The sequence below is a fragment of the Pseudoalteromonas sp. SW0106-04 genome (assembly GCF_001293805.1).
Lineage (GTDB): Bacteria > Pseudomonadota > Gammaproteobacteria > Enterobacterales > Alteromonadaceae > Pseudoalteromonas > Pseudoalteromonas ruthenica.
In genome coordinates, this window is the sequence record NZ_BCAI01000001.1 from 489,108 (window position 1) to 511,249 (window position 22,142).

Genomic DNA, 22,142 nt, shown 5'->3' on the forward strand with positions numbered 1-22,142 from the left:
ATATACAATTAACCGATTCCGAGCAAAGCCAAGTAGGAGCTAGCACTAAAGTTAACATTCAAGGCTCAACTTTATTTGTCGCACAAGATACTGGTGGCGTCTCGATTTATGACATCTCTGATATTGAGTCGCCAAAGTTAATATCTGCTGGAACGCACGCGAAAGTATTAGACACAGTTGTTAGTGGCGGAAGTCTTATTTCAGCTGAGCAGGATCAGGGGGTAGTCTCTTACGCTTTGCCTGGTGCGATAGTTTCGAACGCAAGTATCGAACAACAGGGCACCCTTTATAAAGCCGAGAAGCTGCATATTCATTTCAACGAAGCAATAGTGACGGACTCTCTAGAAGGGGTCATTACTAACTCAGCAACAGGTGATAGCGAAGTCGTCGAACTGATAGCTTTGGGAGCACAAAGTAGTATTAGTCGCTCATTTGAAGTTAACAACAACTTGGCACCCGATACTCACTATAATCTACGAATTAATAATGCTCGAAATACACGTGGTTCTGGTTTATTCACACCGTATAGTTTAGATTTTCATGTTCATGATGAGCCACGCTTATCAATTAGTAGCGTGTCAAATTCTCGTATTCGTTTAGGTGAACAGCAAAAAATTCATATCGATGGAAGTGGGTTTATATCACAAACACGCGCTTATATTGGTCCGTACGAATTACCTATTCAATTGCATGATCAGCGGATCACAATAGATACATTAGGTCTGGAACTGTATGATATTGATGCTGGAGCCTATGCTATTACCATAGAGAGCGGTGAGCAAAGCACACGCATTGATGGAGCTGTATTTATTGCAGAGCCAGTATCCAGTGCTGATTTCTCAGTGCGTTTAACTTCCGGCCCTATTGCCGGCTCTTACTTACAAACAGTATCTGCATCAAATTCAGTGTTTCTTCCTAGTGATAGAATATTGATGCGAGATGAGCAAGGAAATGAACTTTATACAGAAGTTGCTGACGACGGTAATTATACTCTAAACCTAGAAGAGAATATCGTTACAAGTTCTGAGCTGAAGTTTCGCATTCCTAAAGTAACTGCGCCGGGCCGGTATAAGCTATACCTGCTTAGTGGAGAGCGTGAATATCATATTGGTGAATTCAATTATCAGCTTCAACGCGGATCTATACTTGATTTACCTAATTACCCACCTATGACCATAGGGTCACTACTGAATAGTGAAAACTCCCTGTTTGTAGGTGTGCATGATGGTGCAAACCCTTCTAGCGCAAACCCTTATTTACTGCAACACGGTATCGAAATATATGATACCCAACTGCCGCTAAGCCCGATTCGTTTAGCCCAGATCCATCTTCAAGATAGTGTTACTGGGATGGGCAGCCTTGATAACTTACTCGTCGCTGCAGTGAATAGCCAAGGTATCGTTATCGTGGATAAGCGAGACACTTCGTCTCCTTATATCGTCGACACTATCAGCCTTGGGGCATATGATGCCAAAGATGTAGCTATACATTCGGCAAAGCCTATTGCCGCAATTTCTGCTAGTAACGATCTAGGTGATGGATACGTTCGATTTATCGATTTGACAAGTGCCGACTATGCGCCGCCGGTAGGTTATGGAACCATACGCTTTAATGAGGGTGAACTGCTTGGTAAGCCTGAGCAGCTAGCTTGGTTCAACGGCCGGTTACATGTCTTGCTGCGAAAGCAAAATGAAGTATATCTTGTGGTTTTTGCTGATCTACCTAATAGCCAGAGCTACTCTATAAGCAAATTAGCCGAGATAGATGAGGTAAGCGGCCCTGTTAGTATGCAGGTTGAGTCAGGTGCTGCCACAATTACATTGGGCGCACACATACTATGGTTGGATTCATCAGACAATAAACACTTCTCGTTGCGTCATCGCGAACAACAGCAACACACCTCGGTATTGATGGAAGGTTCAGCCATGAAATTCCACTCAACAGAAGGTGGACTAGTACAACTCATAGCGAATGGACTAGCTATCTCTCAGGTGACTCCGGGTACAGGTAGTAAGGTCACCACTGGGGACGTTATTTCAGTCGAGTTTAATAACTTGATAAATACTCAGGCTGAACATATCCAACAAAAAGTTACGTTATTAGTAGATGGTCAGGTTCAGACCGATATTGGCATAGAGGCAATCAACACCTTAAGTGGCGGTAAAATTAACATTACTGTGCCGACTTTAGAGGAAGGTGAATTAACATTAAAAGTCGCTGCCACATTAAGTAATATAAATGGTGAGCAGCTTGGCGCCAACGGCACGTTTATTTTCTCTTACACAACTGACGAGCCAGTTCAAATTAACGCTATTAGTAGACTATCGGCAAATAGTCAGCTTTTGAACAACTACTTCCATGCAGATGGCTCTGAGGTTGCTGTTATCGAAGGCAAAGGCTTTGGTAGTAACGCTGAATTACTAGACATATATTTCGGCAGTACATTGATTCGCGTCGACGACATTTTAAGCTTTAGTGATTCTCGTATTGACATCAAAGTTCCTCAGTTGTTCGTGAATGACTCACAAGTAGTGAGTGTTTCGATAGAAAAACCTGGAGATGAGGCACATCTGGTAGGCGCAGCCATCATTTTACCTAAGCTGGTAATACAAGATTTATCGCCAGTCACGGGGCCTCCACAGGGCGGCAACATAGTGACAATCCGTGGTTTTGGATTCACACCGAATACCTTGTTTTATTTCGCTGATAAACAAGTAAACGATATAGATATTCGCTCTGCGACCGAGGCGAAAGTGAGAGTTCCAGCGGGAACATTTGGTCTAGCGCAGGTATCTGCGGTAAACCCGCAGTTTAGTGAACAAATTGTTCTCTCCTCAGTCGATTACTTTTACGCAGAGAAGCAAACTTCGGGAGTTTCTTTAGGAAAAGATGAGAACAACCCAATTTCTGCTTTATATGCGAGTGAAAACTTAGTACATGCGGTAGTAGGGGGCCAATATCATGGCTACGACACTGATGGCTCAGCGATCAAGCCCTTAGGCACTAATACCGCGCAGTTGCAAGTGATTGATAGCTCTGATTCTGTGAACTTGAAAGTCATTCCAAAAAAGCAAGGTAATCAAGAAAAGCAGTACCATTTCTCCAAGGTCATTGAGCCATTGGGTTTCTCTGAAATCGTGACGTTTGACAACTTACTATTAGCTGGTGGTGGCAAAGAGTTGCATATATTTGACGTTACGTTGGTCAATGAACCATTGCATATTCAGAAGATAGATTTGCCAGGCCGTATTTATGATATTGATGTCTCTGAGAAGCTTGTATACGTAGCGACACAAGCCGGTATCATTGTTTATCAACGTCAGCGAGACCTTTTAGAACAACTACATATTATCTCTAGCTCAAGCTTGAGGGGTGTACCTACTAAGCTAAAAATCAAGGACAACTTGCTGTGGGCGGCTATAGGCTCTAGCCGCTCGCTCATTGCACTTGAAATGGCTAGTGGAGAATTTCAAGTTTTAGAAAACATTGTTGCTAAGAATCAATCTGGTCAGCGATTAGCAATAGATGATTTTATTATCACACCTGAAGTGATCCTTATCTCTACTGGAAATGCAGCGACTATCGAATTACTAGACCGTCATTCTGGCGAGTCCCTGAACCGTATTAGCTTAGCCTACTTGTTACGCAGCGGAGATATTTATGCCGGAGAGATGTTATTACAAGGTACTCTTCTAACTATCGCTGCAGGGCATGGCGATGTGCAGCAATATGATATTGCATCTTGGTTGCTGGGTCAGTGGTCGAGCAACATTTCGTTGCATAATTATTATGCTGTTACTGGTTCTGTCAACGGCTTAAGTTCGCACGAAAACACCTTGTATGCTGCTACGTCATATTTAAAAGACTCGCAAGGTAATGCGGTCGAGAGTCCTATACCTAAAGGACAGTCTTTTGCTCGAGTCGGTGGTGCAGTGGTTAGTTTTGCTAATCAGAACTTTTCTATTTTGTCCCATATTCCAAGTATTAATGGGCTGCTTTCACCTGAGCAATCGGTAACATTACAATTTAACCAAGTGTTAGATACACAATATCTTAGTGACTATGAATCACAGCTTCTAGCTGTAACATTAGATGGGGCTCCGATAGCTGGTAAATGGGTACTATCGGCGAATAATACCGGCTCTACTTTGGCTTTTGAAGCGAATGAGCCTCTACCTGTAAACAAAGCATTTGAGGTTTTTGTTTCTAAGGATATACGGAGCCTCGACAGTCAAACTCTACCCCGAGATTATAACTATCGTTTCTACACCGAACAGTATGAAGCTCCTCATGTCGATGTGATTACACCGAAGTTAGGTACTTGGCGTGGTGGTACTCTGATTACCGTTATGGGAGAAGGGTTTACTTCACAAAGTCAATTTAAATTAGGTAATTCTGAGATAAGCCGTGACAACATTCGTTTTATCAACGAGAACAAGGTCGAAATATTTGCTCCTGGATTAGCTGAGCAGCCAGCTAGTAACCGGCTAGTCGGGCTTGAAGTTTACCATGGGCGACAAAGTCACTTTGTTGACGGAGCATTTTTATACATAGCTGATCCTAAAATAGAGATGATTGGTCGGTTTAATCAGCAAACCAATCTGCCGGAACCTTTAGATCAACAGTTTGCCTATAATGAGGTCGCGACCGTCGCTATTTCAGGGGATGGTTTGTCAGCTCAGACGGTTATTATGATCAATGACACACCTGCGCAAGATGTAAAGCAAGTGAGCGCTAACGTAATCAAGTTTGCGTTGCCAGCAGAACATATTGGTACGCTAGATGTCACTGTATACAATCGCGACAATGTAATGGCCAAAGCCCACAACAATGAGCTATCTATTCATCTGCAAAGCACGCTCATGCTCGAGGACATTGAACATGTTTCACTCAGTAAAAACCTTCTTGTCACAATGCAAGGTAGCAATCAAGAGCTGGTGGTTAGTCGCTTATCTTCACAGAAAATACACGAGTTAGCTCGAGTAGCCTTGCCGCAGAAAGCTTCAATAATTGGGCATGGCGAGAACTTCATTGCAGCGGTGTTGATTGACAATACAATTGCAGTGTATGAGCTATTGCCGACAGGCGAATTGGTCCTGGTGAGTCGGGTCAAGTTAGCTCAAGGCCGCACTATACATAGCGCGGATGTACAAGAAGATACCGTAGTATTATTTACAGATAATGGCGTAGAACTATTCTCCGTTTACGCTCAAAGTGCCGTGTCATTTCCTGCCCCGGCAGATGATATTTTATATGTGCAAGGGCGTATTGTCGTTCTTAATAAGGATACCCTTCAGTTATTTGAGCCAACGAACTTCTCGCCTGTCTCTGATGTTATGCAGTTACCTGAAAGTGGATATTCGAAGCTAATTAAGTTAGCAGACAAGATTATGATATTGGGTTCAAGTGCATCGACATTGGTAAACAGCGCTCCGATCATTAAAAACCAGTTAGATATTATTGCTACTACTACTAGCTTTGGCAGTGATAACTCTGTTTCCGTAAATGGTGAATTGGCTCTTTTATCTGATGGCAATGAGTTCAGCGTCTACGACTTAAACGTGGAAATGCTGCAATTATCAGCAAATAAAGTAGCGCCAGTTGTATTCGATAATAATACAACATCTCAGCTTATCCGTACGTGGTTCTTTGACGACAGCATCTGTGCTCTTAGCAAAGATAAGAAAATGCATTGTGCGTACACGCCACTTGTAAACTTGACTAAATCAGGTTCACCAATCATTACAGGGGCTGAGCAAACTCTATACTTTAAGGTATTAGGTGGAGAAGAAAATTGGCTGCCAGCTTCTTTACAGGCTGTGACAGCTGATCAGCCTATTGCAGGGTACACGGAGGTATTTTCTGAACAGCTGGAATATACACCTTATCAGCCAGGCTTTACTGTTGGCAGTGATGTTGAACTATCGTTGTTTGCTAAGCCGGAACAAAAAATAAATGGTGGCTACATCGAGTTCGATATGCCTCATACCTTAACGGTGCACCCGCTCTTTGATGATCTTCCTGCTTCGATTGATAGGCTGACGCCAACCAGCAGTATTACTGGCAGAGATACGACTTATGTGATTCGAGGCCATAACCTGCACCTGGTTGAGGAAGTTAGGCTGGGTAACACTATTATTTTACCAAGACAATTCACAGTAAGTGATGATGCTCGGGAACTCACTTTCGTCGCCAGCTTTGATAAGCCAGGTATACGGAGTATCGAAATTGTTCAGAAAGAGCAGTCGGATGCAATGATCGCGGCATTGGATATAAGTCAAGCGATGAGTATCAGCAGTGCGCAAACGAATAATGACCAGGGTTTGTACCTGTTATCAGATTCTGGTGGTGATACGTTAGAGATCGCTGGTTCAGGGCTCAGTGGAAATATAAAAGTTTACCTGTACTCAGAGCAACTGGCACAAGCTCGCTCGGAGGCTACGCGTCTAAATTACAAACTTACCGAACAAGGTTTAAAGTTAAGTACACCAACAGTCGAGCCAGGGTATGACTATATTTTAGTACTGGAAAAGCCTGCGACTGATGAACGTATTGTCTATGAACAGAAGTTTACGGCAATTGATGACACCGCACCTGTTTTAGTCTCAGCAAAACAGCTTGGTTATGGAAAGAATTTAACGCTGACGTTGGATGATAGTGCATCTTTACCGAATCTTTCAGTCACTCGGTTTGCTTTGGACTACAACGGCGAAGAGTCTGAAGATGTCAGTGATAGTTTTAATGTTGAAGTTAGCGGGCCTCATGTTGTTGTCAGCTTACGACAAAACCAAATTTTGCTCGATAATAGCCGTTACCAAATAACATTGACGGGGATCAGTGATACCGATGGTAATTTACTTAACACTGGGCACAATAGCCCGAAAGGTACCTATGAACAAATAATTATCACGCATGACACCCTGGCTCCAAAAGCCATACGAGCAGAGCGGGATAGTGATAAACAATTAGTTAATGCAGCGATGACCCTAACCCGAGGCCGTCAGTATCGTTTTAATCTATCCGCAATTGATAATATCTCTGAAAGTGTCGGTTTAGAGGCCTATCTGAGTGTTGATGGAGTACTGTTCTCAGAACAGCTGAAAGTTCATTTTGACCAACCCGGACAGGCATATGTGTTGGTTCCTGTTGACCAACGTTTTAGTCAGCTGGGGTTAAAAGTCATTGCAGTAGATGATAATGGCAACAGTGCCAGTTCAACGTTTATCGCCTCTGTAATTGAGCCTCAATTAACTATAGAGCCGATAAAAACAGCTCCAGAGAAAGTCGAAGAGTTAACAACGGCAACATTGCAATACAATATAAAAGGCGATTTCGACTTAGTTAACTCTGTCGATCTAAAAATTAATGGTCGTTGGTACAGAGCGGTTTACTCTGCAGGTACTGAGCAAGGCACAGTCAGCTTTACCTATTTACATCCTTCGCTGGCAGATATTGCACCCGCTGAGCACATTGAAGTACAAAGCCGTATTCACTTGGGCTACCAAGATGTTCGCATCCATAGTGAACAATATCGATTATACAAAGATGCTACAGCGCCAACGATTGAAATTCTTACGCCAAAGAATGGCGATAAATTTCCCATCGGGGAATTAGCTGAGGTAGTGCTAAAATCCTTCGACAAATATGGTGTTGAGGACGTCTTTATATCGTTAGATGGTGCTCAGTATCAGCCTATAACGAACCCGAGTTTGTACACATTTACTCCGGTAGCAGAGCAGACGCTTACTCTACAAGCCAAAGCTACAGATCCAAATGGTAATGTCGGTTATTCGCAGCCTGTTACAGTTACCAGCTTTGATCCGCAGAAAGGTGAACCTGAGTTGGCAATTGTTTCTCCACAAAACGGAGAACAGTTCAAGGATGCGCAGAGCATTTCTGTAGCGGTTCGCATGAGACATATAGAGCAAGCTACTCTTTCGATCAAGGTGGGAGCTGATGCCGATGACTCGCGTAATCCGCCTTCGGTATTGATCAAAAACCCAGATCTTGGTGGCGGGCAGCAAATAGTTCCTATCAAACTTCCAAAGGCAAATGAAAGTTTGGTACTACTGTTAGAATTGACCAGTGAAAACTATATAGCTCGTCGTTTCATCAATGTGACAAAAGATAACGAAATACAAGAGTTACCCGAGCTCACAACTTGGCCAAGTACCGAAGTGAAGGCAGGCTTAGGGGTGAGAGTACTCAGTGAAGTTCCTCCCACTATGGATGACTATAACGAGGCATCAAACCTAGTAATTAAAGATGGAAATACACCAGAATTAGAGCAACCACTGGCTCCTGTTGACCGTATTTTTGCAACGAACCAAGAGTTAGAAAGCTTCACGGTTGACGCAACGCTACAAGACTTATCAGGTAACACGGCTACCGAGCATAAAGTCTTATTAAAAAGCCCGTACTTCGACAATGCTACTTCTCAGTATGAGATGGATGTAACAGCAGGGCAACTTGTTGATGTTATTAAGCTTGCGCACTCTGGAGAGTTACTACTAGGGGTGCAAAATGGAACGAACGGTTATCAACTGCTTGTTAACGATGTAGTTAAAGTTACACAAGATGAAGGTAAGCTAAACTCATTGATCAGTGTGCATGGTCACGTCTATGCCCATGTTACCAATGGCCCTAAGCATTTCTTGCGTAAGTTTAATACTACTGACTTCGCCTTAGGACCTGTTATCGAGCTTGATGGGAAGCTATCAGCAGCGAACTCGCAAATAGCAATTTCAGTCCACAATCATGTAGTTAATGCTCATCTACTAGGGCAACCAAAAATAGAAGTTATTGGTTTCCAAGCTCATGAAAAAGTGCGTGATGTTGCTGTTTGGCGTGATCAAGTATGGGTCTTGACGAATTCAGAGATCGTCAAACTGAAGTTCGATGCACTTCAGCTCGCTTTAACTAAACAATACAGCTATCGCTTTAGCGCAGGGGACGCTATCACAGTAGGAACCTCAGGGATCACTGTATTTTCACAGCAGCATTATAGTCACTTCGAAGAAACAGACGATAATCAACTTGTTGAGCTTGTAGCTCAACAACCTTTGGCTGCACGTTATATCAGTGCGCAACAAGCAGAGATGACATGGGTGCTGCTAGAAACTCCAAAACAGAAAAGATTTTGGCTCGCATTAGAGCGTGGAGAGGTAAAAGGTGTAATTGATTGGCCACATCAAATAACTGTGCAACAAGATGAGTTACTGATATTCGATAAATCAACCATTAAACGCCAACAGCTAGTGTCATCAGCACAAGTTGATATGAGTAACTTAATGGCTTTGACAACTCCAAATGGTTGGACCATAGGCCCTATTGGTGACTCTGCATCATTTGATCAAGTTCGGATTAAGACCGATGAAGGTCAACTGCTAATGCCGGTTTGGATTGATAGACAGACGCTTTTTGTAAATACTTCTCAGGTTGGTGACTCAACTCATGTAAACCTTGCTGTAAATGAGCAGAACCAATCATTGGCTGTTGATAGTGTTTCCTCAGCCACAGCAGTGACAGTCAGTGATATTGGTGAAGAGCTGGTTAAAAGCGCATTGGCGAGAGTCATTGTGGAAACTGATAGAGGCTCATTATTACCGTTAACTAACTCATCAGGAAGTCCTCTATATCACAGTAGCCAGGGGTCCGCGTTTTGGATTAGCGGTGAGCAATCCAGCAATGGAATACAACTTACACTAGAAGAAGAACTCGCCACAATTAAAACGCAAGCAATTGAAAACGAGGTGCCGAGAGGACAGTTCAGCCTAGTTTCCCCAATCAATAATGCGCGTTTTTATGAAGGCGACACGATAGAGGTAGAGTTATTAGCTAGTGGTTTCGATAGCGAGAAAGTGCGCTATACGGAATTAGCACTATTAGATTTTAACGGACAAATAATCAATCGAGTACTCAGTGACAAAGCGGCCTTGAAATCTCAACTAGTGTTGTCAGAAGTTGATCGCTTAGATACTTACACTGTTCGTGTTCGTGTTTATTTTGGCAGGCAGCATCATTACGTTGAGCGTATCGCCCGAGTGCGTGTAGTACCTCAAAGACAGAACTTGCAAACGAGAATAGTTGGCGTAGAGGAGAGAGTGTTAGTCGGTAGCGACCTAACTCTTTCAACAAATAGTGCTGTCGATACTGTTATTCAAGTAACTGATGAGGGCGGTAATCTGTTAACTAGTGGTCAAGCGCCATTGAAATTTACTGTTCCCGAAATTTCCAGATTGCATATTCAAGCTGAGCTAGATGATGGGCTAGGGAATCAAGCGCTGGTGGAGAAGACCGTATTTGTAGACAAGCCCTACATACTGTCCGCTGGCTCTCAACAACGCCCCTATAGCCATCTGTTGGTGCATAAAAAGCATAGCTATGAATTCACTGGTAGCCAGATGTACGGAGTGGATGGGCTGCTAGCTCGTTTTGATGGTGATGTGCTCAGTGCAAGTTACGTACAAGACCGTTTACTCTTATCCTTAGAAGGAGTTGGTCTAGCATTCGTTCAAGCTCAAGCCCCATATGATGTATTGGGATATTACCCTTCACTTGAAAATATTATAGATTTTGCCGTAGTGCGAAATCAGCTCATTGCAGTTATGGCATCAGGACTTGTTCAGGTTTTTGATATTAATGGAAATAGCCTAGTCCCTTCTGCAAATCAACCTGATAACGTCTACGCTAAACAAGTATTATTTGACGGCAATGCTGTTTGGTTGATTAGCGAAAACGGTATTCTAAGCCTAGATGTCTCAACCTTTAATACTCGTGTTGAAGTGGCCACCGCCGCGCAACCCACAGGTATGACTCTTGTATCTGGAAGTATCATAGTCACAGATGCCAGCGGTGGTATTTATAGACAACGCGGTAGTGCCATTCAACATACGCAACTTGATACTAACAGCATTGATGGCATTGTATCGTTTGCTGAACAAGCGTTCGCCTATAGTCTCGCCACTGGTGAAGCATATATTTTAAGTTTTAACCAATCCGAGCCTTACGTTATTGGCCGTTTTGCACTAGGAATCGACACTAATCTTATCTCGATCAGTGATGACCTTATTCGCAGCAGTAGTGGAAAAGCATGGCGTATTGAAAGAGCCTCTGAGGATAACTATCAAGTTTTATACGAGACTCAACGAGCGCGAGGAGCCAGTGAGGATGTTTTCCTACATGAAGGAAGTGTATTTAGTGCAAATAGAGGTTATGCGCTAACCAAATACACTGATCTACCAGAAAATACTCAGGCTGAAGTGTATCCAAGCGCATATGCAGGAGATTACCGTTCGCTGTATCCCTCTAGTGACCAGTTGTATAGTTACGACATGCAAAGCGGTAACTTGATGTTGTTAGATAAAGTGAATCTAGATCAATCAAGGATTATCGCGAACTATCCTCAATTTGATGCGTTTGCTGCGAATAGTCACTCTTTGTATATCGCCCAAGGTGAGCAACTTATTATAAGCGACAAGCAAGGTCTACAGGCTCTCGAGTACACCATAGCTAATGGAGATCCGATAACAGCCTTAGCGGCTGACGAATATGGTATCTATGTCGCAACATTGAGTGGTCATTTGTTACGGTTAACACACGGAACTCATCCCATAGATACTTTTACTATCGAGGTCAGTGAGCTCTTTGCGTCGCAAAAAGTATTCAAGTCAATAGAGTTAATGGGTGATCAAATCATACTGCAAAGTGACACGGATGTGACGGTATTTGATTTGAGTACGAACAGCTCTAAGCAACTTATTAACGCTAATGTGCAAAGTATTAAGGCTCATGGCGGCCAATTATGGTACGCGCAAGGAGATACGCTTTTACGTTTGCCTTCAACAACTGATGGCTCTTTAGCTAGACCTATCATTAAGGCTTCAAGACCAATAACCGGCTTTGATGTATCTGGCGATCAAATAGCGCTCGCCTTATCTACTCATGGAGTCGCGCTTTTTTGGGGTCATAGTACAGAGCACAGAGCGGTTGCAGATTTAGCAAGTCCGCAGCCACTAGTTCAGTTCACTCATACCGACAAGCTGAACTTGAAGCTAAAGGATACTAAGTTTGTTCGATATGTTGAGTATTTGGTCAACGGTGAAGTTGTTGGCCGAAGTCAACGCGCGCCTTTTGATGTGACAACGCACATACCAGCGAGTATCAAAAATGGTTCTACCTTCACAGTCTCAGCTCATGTCACAGACTACAGAGGTCAGCACTTTGAAGGACTCGAGCGTCAGTTGTTGCTTCGTAGTGAGCAACTTCCTGCAAACCCGTTCTCTGTTAGTCTGCAAATGAAGAACCCAAGTTACGTACCAGCACCACTAAAAATTGAAGCGTTGGTGTCAGACTCGACAGCGGATATAAGACAAGTAGAGTTTTACTTAGCAAATGATGCTGATGGTCCATATAAGTTAATCAGGAAACATTACGGCCCAGAGTTTATTGTTCGTACTAACTTCACCCTTGAAGATAGCGGGCAATTTATAAAAGCAAGAGCTATCGATGTCTATGGCAATGTTACAGAATCGAGTGCAATTGAAATTGTTCGTCAAAGTGATGAGCAACGGTCCATTGCCATGTTGGAACTAGATTCTGCATTGGATGAGTCGAATAAGGTAACGATCACAAAACCTTACAATATAAATGTGTCCATTTCCGATCCTGATAGTGGTATCTCTCTAGCGTTACTCAAGCGTGACAATAAGGTTATTTGGGCAGGATTTGAAACTCAGCAGATTGCGATAGCCCAGCAAGCTCAGCAAACAGGTGAAGAATATATCTATACTCTGGAAGTAACAGATAATGCCAATAATACCGCTCGTACTTTACTCGCTGTTCAGGTTGTTGAAGATGCAGCGCCGGTGATTAGATCTGTTGACATTCAACAACCAGTGCGTGAATTGAGTAAATTCACGGTGTTGTTAGAGGCAAAAGATGATATTCAACTTGCTGGTGCAAAAGCGACGTGGCCTAATTTTGAAAAGCAGTTTGCGATGTCAGGACAACGCTCGCAATTAATGCTGGAGCTGACTGACCATCGTACTAACCGTCTAGAAAAACCTTATACTGAGACTCTCATGGTTGAGGTATGGGATGACCAACTTCAAGCCGTCCAACTAGAGGTGCCAGTAAATGTCGCTCCTGACAGGGCTCCTACACCGCGCTTAGAAAACATTTACACTGAATCAGCAGCAATTTATGGGCATAGACATAATATTGCTTTGCGTGGGCTGGAGCGTATCGATGATGGACCTTTACATGAGTTAACCGTAGCAGTTGTAATGACTGTCAATGGTCGTGAGCAAGTAGAAACAGTGTGTAGCCCAAATACTTATCGAACTTGCTCTCGCGTTCAATATATTGCGCCAACTATGCCCAATGAGATGGTTAGTGGCGACTCTATCAGTTTGTCTTTGAGAGCGACCGATAAACTTGGTCAGCAGAGCACGAGCGAAGAGCTCACCGTGGCGCTAACGCAGCAGCCAAATGCGATTGTTCGAGGCGTTCAGGAGGGGACTAACCTCAGCGCTATTAACGTCGGTGATGTCGCCGAGTTTAGTTTTAGAGTAAAGGATATGGCTAACCGTAGTGTACCGCTACAGAGTGTGCGTTTAGCGCTATATGGCAGTGATTCTGAAGCTCCGATACTCACGCGGCAATCTGCAACTGATGGGCAAGGTCATGCGTACTTTAGTGTACCGACCAATAGTTTGACAACAGGGCGTTATCGCGTTGTCGCTAGCTTAAGTAATTATCCATCAATTAGCCCAGTATCACTCTATTTTGATGTATTGCCGGGGCAACCTAAAGCCCTTCGAATCGCGCATATTGATGACGTTGAGGCAAACGAAGTCTTTGCGCTGACAATGCGGATGGTTGATAGCGCTGGTAACACTACAACGCAAATTGCAGACGCTGAGGTGCAGCTGGCTTTCAATAATCCAGACTTCCATTTCGCCTTTGCCAGTAATGTATCCACCCAGTCACATTATGACGTTGAAAATAATTACCTAGGTGAGCTGGCAACGGTTCGTCTAGCCAGAGGCGCTGCAGAAATTGAAGTGGAAGCCACTGAAAAAGCAGGTGAATACTATTTTGAATTAGTTGGTACAAACCAACAGGATATTGACCTTGCGTACCAAGAGCAACGCTCTGGTGAGTATGTAGTGACTGATGCAGGCTTTATTACTGTCAACCCGGGTGCTGCGAATACTTTTGCGTTTGAGGTTTCATCCATAGATGAGCACCTATTGGGGCGCACTGATCTGCTAGAGACAGGTGAAGTTGTCAATTTCGAATTGGTCCTAACTGACACGTTTGGTAATGCGGTCACTCATGTGAAGTTTATGGATGAGGAGCTAAGTGCTGACGCCAATATCACTTTAGTTTCCTCCGGTGATGGGCTATTTAACGATGAAGTCAACCCTGTAACACTGCTTCTCCACAAGGGGCGAGCGCAGGCAAGTATAAGCACAGAGGTGGCACAAAGCTTATTTATATCGATTTTAGATCTTGATGCTAACTGGGATGTAAGCACTGATGCATCACTCAGTTTAGATTTTGCTAAGCGTCCACCGGTAATGACAGAGGTGACCTTTGAGACGGTTATCGACAGTGATATTGTTCCGATTGTTATTACAGTTTCGGAACCAGTGATCGCTCATGGTGGCCTAGAACCAATATTTATTTACGGGCCAGAGGGAGAGGCTATCAATGGTAGTGCGCAGCTGCGAGATGAACACACGATTGAATTTATAGCTGAGCAGCCATTGCAGTTAGGTAAATGGTATACGGTTTCCAGTGTTGATTCATCACTACGCGGAGTTGCTCAAGGAGATGAAATTGTTGAGCATGAATTGAGCGTCTTTAGCCCTTGGGTGTCTTTGCCAGAGCAAAGCCTTGGTTATGTCTTAGCCGGTGTTGAAAACGAGCTAGATATCGAGTGGGGCGATGTAGATGTGAACTATGCTAGTTACCACCCAGAGGTAATCGTTGCTGACTACCGCTTAGATCTTGATACTGAGAGTAGCTCTTTTGTGGCGCCAAACTTTACCGACGAGCAAGAGGGGCAAGCGCTACCGCTCACTTTAGAAGGGCACAATGGTAACGAGGCATTGCCTGTTGCAAATAGCCGTACTGTTATATTGCTCACTGCTACGTCTGATTATGATAGCGATGGTTTGAGTAACCTTTTAGAGCACCAACTTGGTTACCATCCGCTACTGCAGGACTCTGATGGTAATGGAGTAGCGGATGGTCAAGAAGATTATGACAAAGATGGTCTAAACAATGCCACTGAAGTCGCGTTAGGAGCTGATCTTAGAGAGCAAGACAGTGATGATGATGGTGTTGCTGATGGTGTTGAGTATCAGTGGGGAACGGATCTATTAAGTGCAGACAGTGACAATGACGGTATTGACGATGCTGTTGAGATTGCTTCAGGGTCGGATCCTACGGATAGCCACAGTCGAGCTATTAAGCCTGAACTTGTTACAGCGATTCAAGTAACGCCGAAAGAGTTAACCTATAACATTAACTTCCAAAATGAGGATGTGCGTCTAACTGTTGTGGCTCAACTGATGTTAGATGGTCGTACTTATTCTGCCGATGTCAGTGATGCTGGTTTCTATGATCTCGTATTCACCTCTAGTAATGAGTCGGTAGCGATCCCCTCATATCAAGGGTTTACTCCGGTTGCTAAAGGTGAAGCAATGTTAACGGTAACACTTGGTGCCCACAGTGATACGTCACGTTTAGTTGTTTCCGAGGTGCCCAGCCTAGGGCATGTCGTATGGGACAACGAAACCGTGTCATTAGGAGAAGATTATTTCGCTCAATCAATTATTGTTCGGGGAGATGTCGATGTCGATATAGCTGGTAGCCTCACCGTGGTCGAGAACTTCATCGTCGAACCAGCAGCGGATTTAAACATTACGCTATCGCAATTGACTGTTAACGGTGATATGACGTTAGGGGAAAAAGACGATACGCCATCAGGATATATGATTGCAGGTAAGACAGAGTCTTATTACGGCAGAGAAACTCTTACTTACAATGTGTTAGTCCAGGAGGGGCATGTAAATCCGAGAATGGAATTCAATGACGATCAAGGGTACTACTTCTGGGTTGAACAAGTCCTAGATGACGGTTCATATCAGCAGCTGTGTACGAATAGAAGTAGTGGCTCCGATACCTTGTGTATACTTCCGTCTCAGGGGGAGTACCGAGTGCGTGTCGAAAGTATGGAATGGTATTACAACCTAGATATGGTCTACACTCACGATGCCATTGCCCCGCCTGCAATTATGGCTGTAAATTCGCAACAGCCCCTAGCAGTCAATGGTGCAATGAACCTATTTGATGCGGGCTTAAGTGTTGATAATCAGAATATAGAGATCAGTACCAACCTTAATACTGCTGGTAGTAGTGCATTGTTAGGTAGTAACCTGTTTGTCCGTGAGGATATGAATATCCTAAATGGCAATTTAAAACTTGCTATAACAGGAAGAGTAGTCGTTACTAATAACCTCAATCAAAACGGTATTATTTCCACAAGCCCAGCAGATTTACAAAAGCAGCAGCTTTATCCACTTGATATCAGCGTAGGGCAAAAATTCTCCGCCAACGCTGCTATAGATGCTGCTGGAGCAGGCTATCCAGCCGGCTACGGTTTAGGCTTTAGACAGGGTTATTGCCTGGGGGCGCATAGCGCTGCGTTAACACCTGATTGTAGCTACGGTAACTTCAGAGCTCCGTCCAGCTTTGGCTCAGGCTCTGTCGACTATGCAGGAGGGGGGGTTGTTAATATTCAGGCGAACCGGTTGCAAGTCCAAGACCTGACGTCTTGGATTGATATAAGCGGCCAGTTGCCAGACCGCGAATGGGAAAGTTCTGCATATCCTGGCGCTGGTGGTAGTGTGTTCATCGATGCTGGAGCTTTGACTATTAGCGAGACGCAGCAGCTGGTAGTCTCGAGATACGACGATTACTTCCCTGAGTCGAGGGACACTTTCTCCCTATCGGAGGGGCGTATAGCAGTTTGGTTTGATACCTTAGACATAAATATTTCAGAGTTGCCACTGCCTCCACCCAGTGGGCCTCAGCTAGCTGACACCGAGCTGCGCACTACAGTAAATAATGAAGGAAATCAAAGCACGCTAAGTGATCTAGCCCTTTTACAGGCGATAGTGCAAAACTATAACTCCTATTTATCTAAGCTGTATTCTGTGTATCTATTCGATAAACGAAATCAAGAGTCACATATCGCTGTAGGTGCCCCCGAAGAGCAGCCTCGAAACAGACCGATGTTAAGTGCAGCATCGTCGCAACAACCCTCAAAGGGCACGCAACAACATATAGGTGAGCCAGCAGAGAGTCTTGCTGATGACCGCCTAGGTAGTGCACAGTCGGTGATTGATACTGTCGACCCTGAATTTGATTACGGATACTGGGTCGATTACTCCGGTGTCGGAAGCCAAGTAGTCGAACAATTTGAGCAGGTAAGTGGTAACGAATGGCGCTTCTTTGTCAAAGGCGCGCCATGGCAACACCTCGTTGGTGAACGTGAGAATGAATTGCTTGGTAGACTAGTTAGGCTTAGTGATATAGATGGCCAGTTTGTCGATGCGCGCATTGTCGGTAATACTGAATCAATGCTTACGGTGACCTTGGAGAACGACCTCAATGGTATTCAGGTAGAGAACTTGAAAGGATTACATCGATTTAAGTCAATAAGCCTAGATAATGGCTATGCCTTCTTCGGTGATGAGGTGGTTGAAGTAGAGGCTCTGTGGATGAATTACGGAGGCCTGTATGCAGGTAGTTTGCCCGAAACAGTGGTAAATAACTTTATTGCCTCAGCTGATTTAGAGCAAAGCTTCTTAAGAGTAAATCAAAATGTAGAAGTAGATACACTCTCTGGAGCGCGGTATTTCACTCTTATCGCAAGAGATATCAAGGTTAACGAGTTTGCTGATGGAAACCGGTTTGTCAGACTCATCTCTTCAGGAAGTTTGTTAATCGACTCAGTGGTTGACGAGATACGCTTCCGAGCACACCTTGGTGCGCAGGAAGGGATCACTATAAATGGGGACCTCAACCTAAACGATGCATTCATTGACGTGGTGTTCGGTGACTTAAGTATCAATGGAGAGGTTTTTGTGCCGCCGGGACAGAGCATAGACTTCGAAGGTGCTGGTAATGTTACCTTCAGAGATAACGTGTCCCTAGCAGAAGGCGTGCAGCTAACATTCTATGGCTCCGGCGATATCACCTTCGCTAACAATGTTGAGTTGGACCGTGCTGATATCCTCTTCGAATCTATGGGGTCCGACCACGACACAGAGCAACCGCCAGTTACAGTCAGCGAGATAGATGTGAGCTTTGAGGGCCAATTACTAGCCACCACAGACTACAACTTTAGTAGTATAAGGGCTCAAAAGCAGCTAAAGAGTTTCACAGTGAATCAAGCGGTAGAGATGCCTCATTCGAGATTGCGACTTGCTGAGGTTGTGGAAAGCGTGTCGTTCTTGCAAAACGTGAATATTGGCGGCTTCCTCTCTGTTGCTTACACCAGCTCCTTTTATATTGGTGGGGATCTAAGTGCGGGGACGCGCTTTAGTGAATGGAATATGACCGAGATCGCCAGTGATGAGATTGACTTCGCCGGTAATGTTCATCTCTACTATGGTAAGCACCAACTATATAGGACCTCGAAGGTTAATATCACCGGAGACCTCTATATTGATGAGAGCTCAGAACTTTCCTTGTCCGCACCTGCAGAGCAAAGTTACGCCGAATTCAATGTCGGTGGCACCATGACAGTGAGTAGCGACGGCTCTATGAAAGTCAACAGCATTGGTGGTGATCACAGCTCGATCCCTGATGGAGACAAAACGCTGTTTTCTTATCGACAAAGACCTGAAATCAGTGAGCTGAGTAATCAATGCTTAGGTGACAAGTGCCCTCAAGAAAGCGTGAGTGCCATCTTGTTAGATGTGAATCAGCTTGTCTTAAATGGCTACTTTGCTGGTGACAACACGTATGTCAAGGCTCAGCACATACAAGGAAGTGGCTTTACTGAGGGAGAGATTCACCTATCAGCGCAAATTGATGACAGTGATCTTCGGGGGCGTGGATCTTTGGTATCATCTAATTCACTTAATATCGCAGAGGCAGTGTCGCTCAGTACTGATACCGACAATCTTGAGCCAAACTATGCTCAGGATGAGTTTCTTTACTTCAATGAGGTGGGTGAACACACTATAACGGACGTTGAGTCGCTTGGTGGTGATAGTTGGAAGATCACTGTTGCAGGAGCTCCTTGGCAGCATCTTAATTCTGCTACAGGAATGGGAATTTCAGGTGTTCACGTCGATTTGGACGTAAATGATAACCAAGAACAATTTTATCAAATAGACCAATTTGGCCATAATTACCTCCGGGTAAGCGCTTCTCATTCGTTGTCTTCTTTTGTTGGCAAACAACTTGTAGGGGTACATGTATTTGAGAGTGTAAACCTGGGGATCAGCTCTCGTCTCCACTTTGGTAATGACAAGCTATTTATCAATAATCTCGATTTATCTGAGGCGGGTGAAGACGTGATTATTACCATGTCCGAGCCGTATCCAAGTATGCAGCCTTGGTTTGCAAACAAAGGTGTGCGCCAGATATCTTCACATTACACTCATAATGGTGAGTTGTTACTAATGAACGATGAAGAGCACGTGATGTTTGCTGATACATTAATTATTGATGGTGATATCTCTGTCAATAACAATGCTTCACTGATATTCAATGTCCGCGATCAGATCGTTGTCAAGGGAGATCTCTACCTGAACGAGCAAACGAGGCTGAAAGTACAAGATGGAGCAAAGCTTACAGTCGAGGGCGATCTGAGGATTGATACAGACACATCGACGCGCTCTTGGGGTCGTGAACTTAATGTGCTTGGGAATATGGTGGTGCAACAAGATGTCGAACTTGAGTCTGTAGAGACTCTGTCGGTAAGCCAAGTCTTAGAGCTTGGAACATCAGTTGAGTTATCTTTATCTACAAATAATCAACCTCTTACTTTGGGTTCGATAGAACAAAAAGAGAGTTCCTCTCTGAGGTTCGCAAACGGCGCATTGCTAAACATCCAAGGATATTGGAACATGCATCAATCAGCCTCAGCAACGGCTGAGCAAAGCTTACGTGTCAATGCTACAGGAGAGGTTAGCATTGCGCCTTTAGCTTACCTAAAAGCTAGCTACTCAGCACGTGCATCATCTTACAATAACTATGGTTGTTTCAGCGGCGGCTCTCTCTCAACAAATGACGCGAGCCTCTGTGCTTATGGCGATTATCGCTTTGCGCACCACCTCGGAGCTGGAGGGGAGAATATGGGCGTGACTGGGGGCTTGGTAAGCATTAATGCTAACACTTTAACGCTAGATGGTTATATAGATATCAAAGGGATGTCGAGTCGTAGATATGATGTGGGTGGTTCAGGAGGTAGCGCTCATATTTCTGTCGCAAACTTCACTGGTGCAGGGCGTATTGATGCCTATGGCACTTCTAGTATCAGAAACTATTACCCCGGAAGTGGTGGCCGTATTGCCGTATACGCTCAACAAAATGACTTCACAGGTTCCTACAACACCGCTTTGTCTATGAGTACGTACCGACCTTCTGCATCAGGCACTACTTATGTGACCAGCAGTGAAGAAGAGGTTGGCACCCTTGTCATCGATAATGCAGGACACTTCCCTTATCGGGCGGGGACTTATATTCGTGGCGCTGGGACTCACACTATTGAGTGCGTCGAGTCCTTAGGAGCAGGCAAATGGCGTTTAGACATAGATTGTCAATCGAAAGAATATGAGTCTGCTTATGCTACAGCACCTTGGTTTGATTCTCAGGACCAGCCAGAGCGTAGTTTGATTGGTCGTTTGGTTGATATTGATACAAGTGATGAAAGTAATGCTTTACTGACGGTTATTGCAAATACTGGAACTTCAATCATTGTCCAAACTAATCAGGACTTAACAGACTATATGGGCTCACAACTTCAAGGTGTGATTCAACTAAAAGGTATTAGCATTTTAAACAGTGCTAAAGTGGATTTCGGAAATAACCGAGTAGAGATACTACAAGAGCAGTATATAGAAATAGACCCGAATACTGAGGTAGCTCTGGGCGCAGCGAATCCACTATTTGCGGATAAACTCACCGCATCAGGTGCAAATATTGTTTGGCATTAGTTTCTAAAATAGTGGATAATAGCAAGGTTAAATTTGCGTTATATAATCGTTATTTAGGTAAAAGGATGAACATGAAGTTTAAGAACATGGCAGTGTTAGCAACAGTTGTAACCGGTTTAACATGTGTCAGTGGTTGTTCAGAAGCGCCATCGTCGGTTGCGGTCGTTGGCGATAGGGAAGTGACGCAAGAAGAGGTGAATAGCTATCTTGCCTATAAGCGTCTGTCCAACGTGGATCAACAAACCAAAGACAGGGCCGTAGAGCACTTTTTAGATAATATCGCACTTGTAGAGGCGATTACAAAACAACCGGATTTTGACAGTAACCGAGTAGCAGCAGAGCTATTTGAGTTAAAGAAAGATGTTATCATCAGCCGCTACCTAAATACCTATCTAGAACAAGCGGTCTCGGATACGCAAGTAAGAAATTACTATGCGCAAAACCAAGAAAAATATCAGTCCAAGCAAGCCAAAGTAGCACACATTTTGGTTAGGGTAAGCCCTGATGCAGACGAGAGCGTACGTCAAGCGAAGCTTACCCAAGCTCAGCAGGCATATAGTCGCATTAGTACTGGAGAGGACTTTGCAACAGTGGCTCAACAGCTTTCTGAAGATCGTGTGTCCGCCTCTAAAGGTGGTCAACTAGGATGGGTCGCAGAGGGAGCAATCAGCCCTGTATTTTCAAAAGCTGTTTTTGAAGACCTACAGAGTGAACAAGTCTCAGCCCCTATTATGACGGAATTTGGCTTTCATATTATCAAGTTAGAGCAACCCCCCAAAACTGTACGCCAACCCTTTGAGTCAGTCGCTGGAAATATCAAACGCATACTGCGCAAGGCCGCTAAAGATGCGGAGTTAGAGCGCTTGAAAAAGTCTATAAAGATAGAAAAATAGA

General features: G+C 44.1%; 2 protein-coding genes (1 of these 2 only partly in view). Both read left to right on the top strand.

The genetic code is table 11. From position 1 onward, the window contains the following. Positions 1 to 21,248, top strand: partial view of an Ig-like domain-containing protein gene (locus W04_RS02115; RefSeq protein ID WP_053909613.1) — the 3' portion only. The gene continues 16,135 nt to the left of window position 1, outside the view; 21,248 of the gene's 37,383 nt are visible here — the last part of the coding sequence; its start codon lies beyond the left edge, outside the window; it ends in the stop codon at positions 21,246 to 21,248. Further along, on the top strand, positions 21,239 to 22,141 hold the full coding sequence (locus W04_RS02120; protein WP_231657978.1) for a peptidylprolyl isomerase: 903 nt from the start codon (positions 21,239 to 21,241) through the stop codon (positions 22,139 to 22,141). The genes W04_RS02115 and W04_RS02120 overlap by 10 nt, the downstream gene beginning before the upstream one ends. Position 22,142 lies beyond the last annotated feature (1 nt).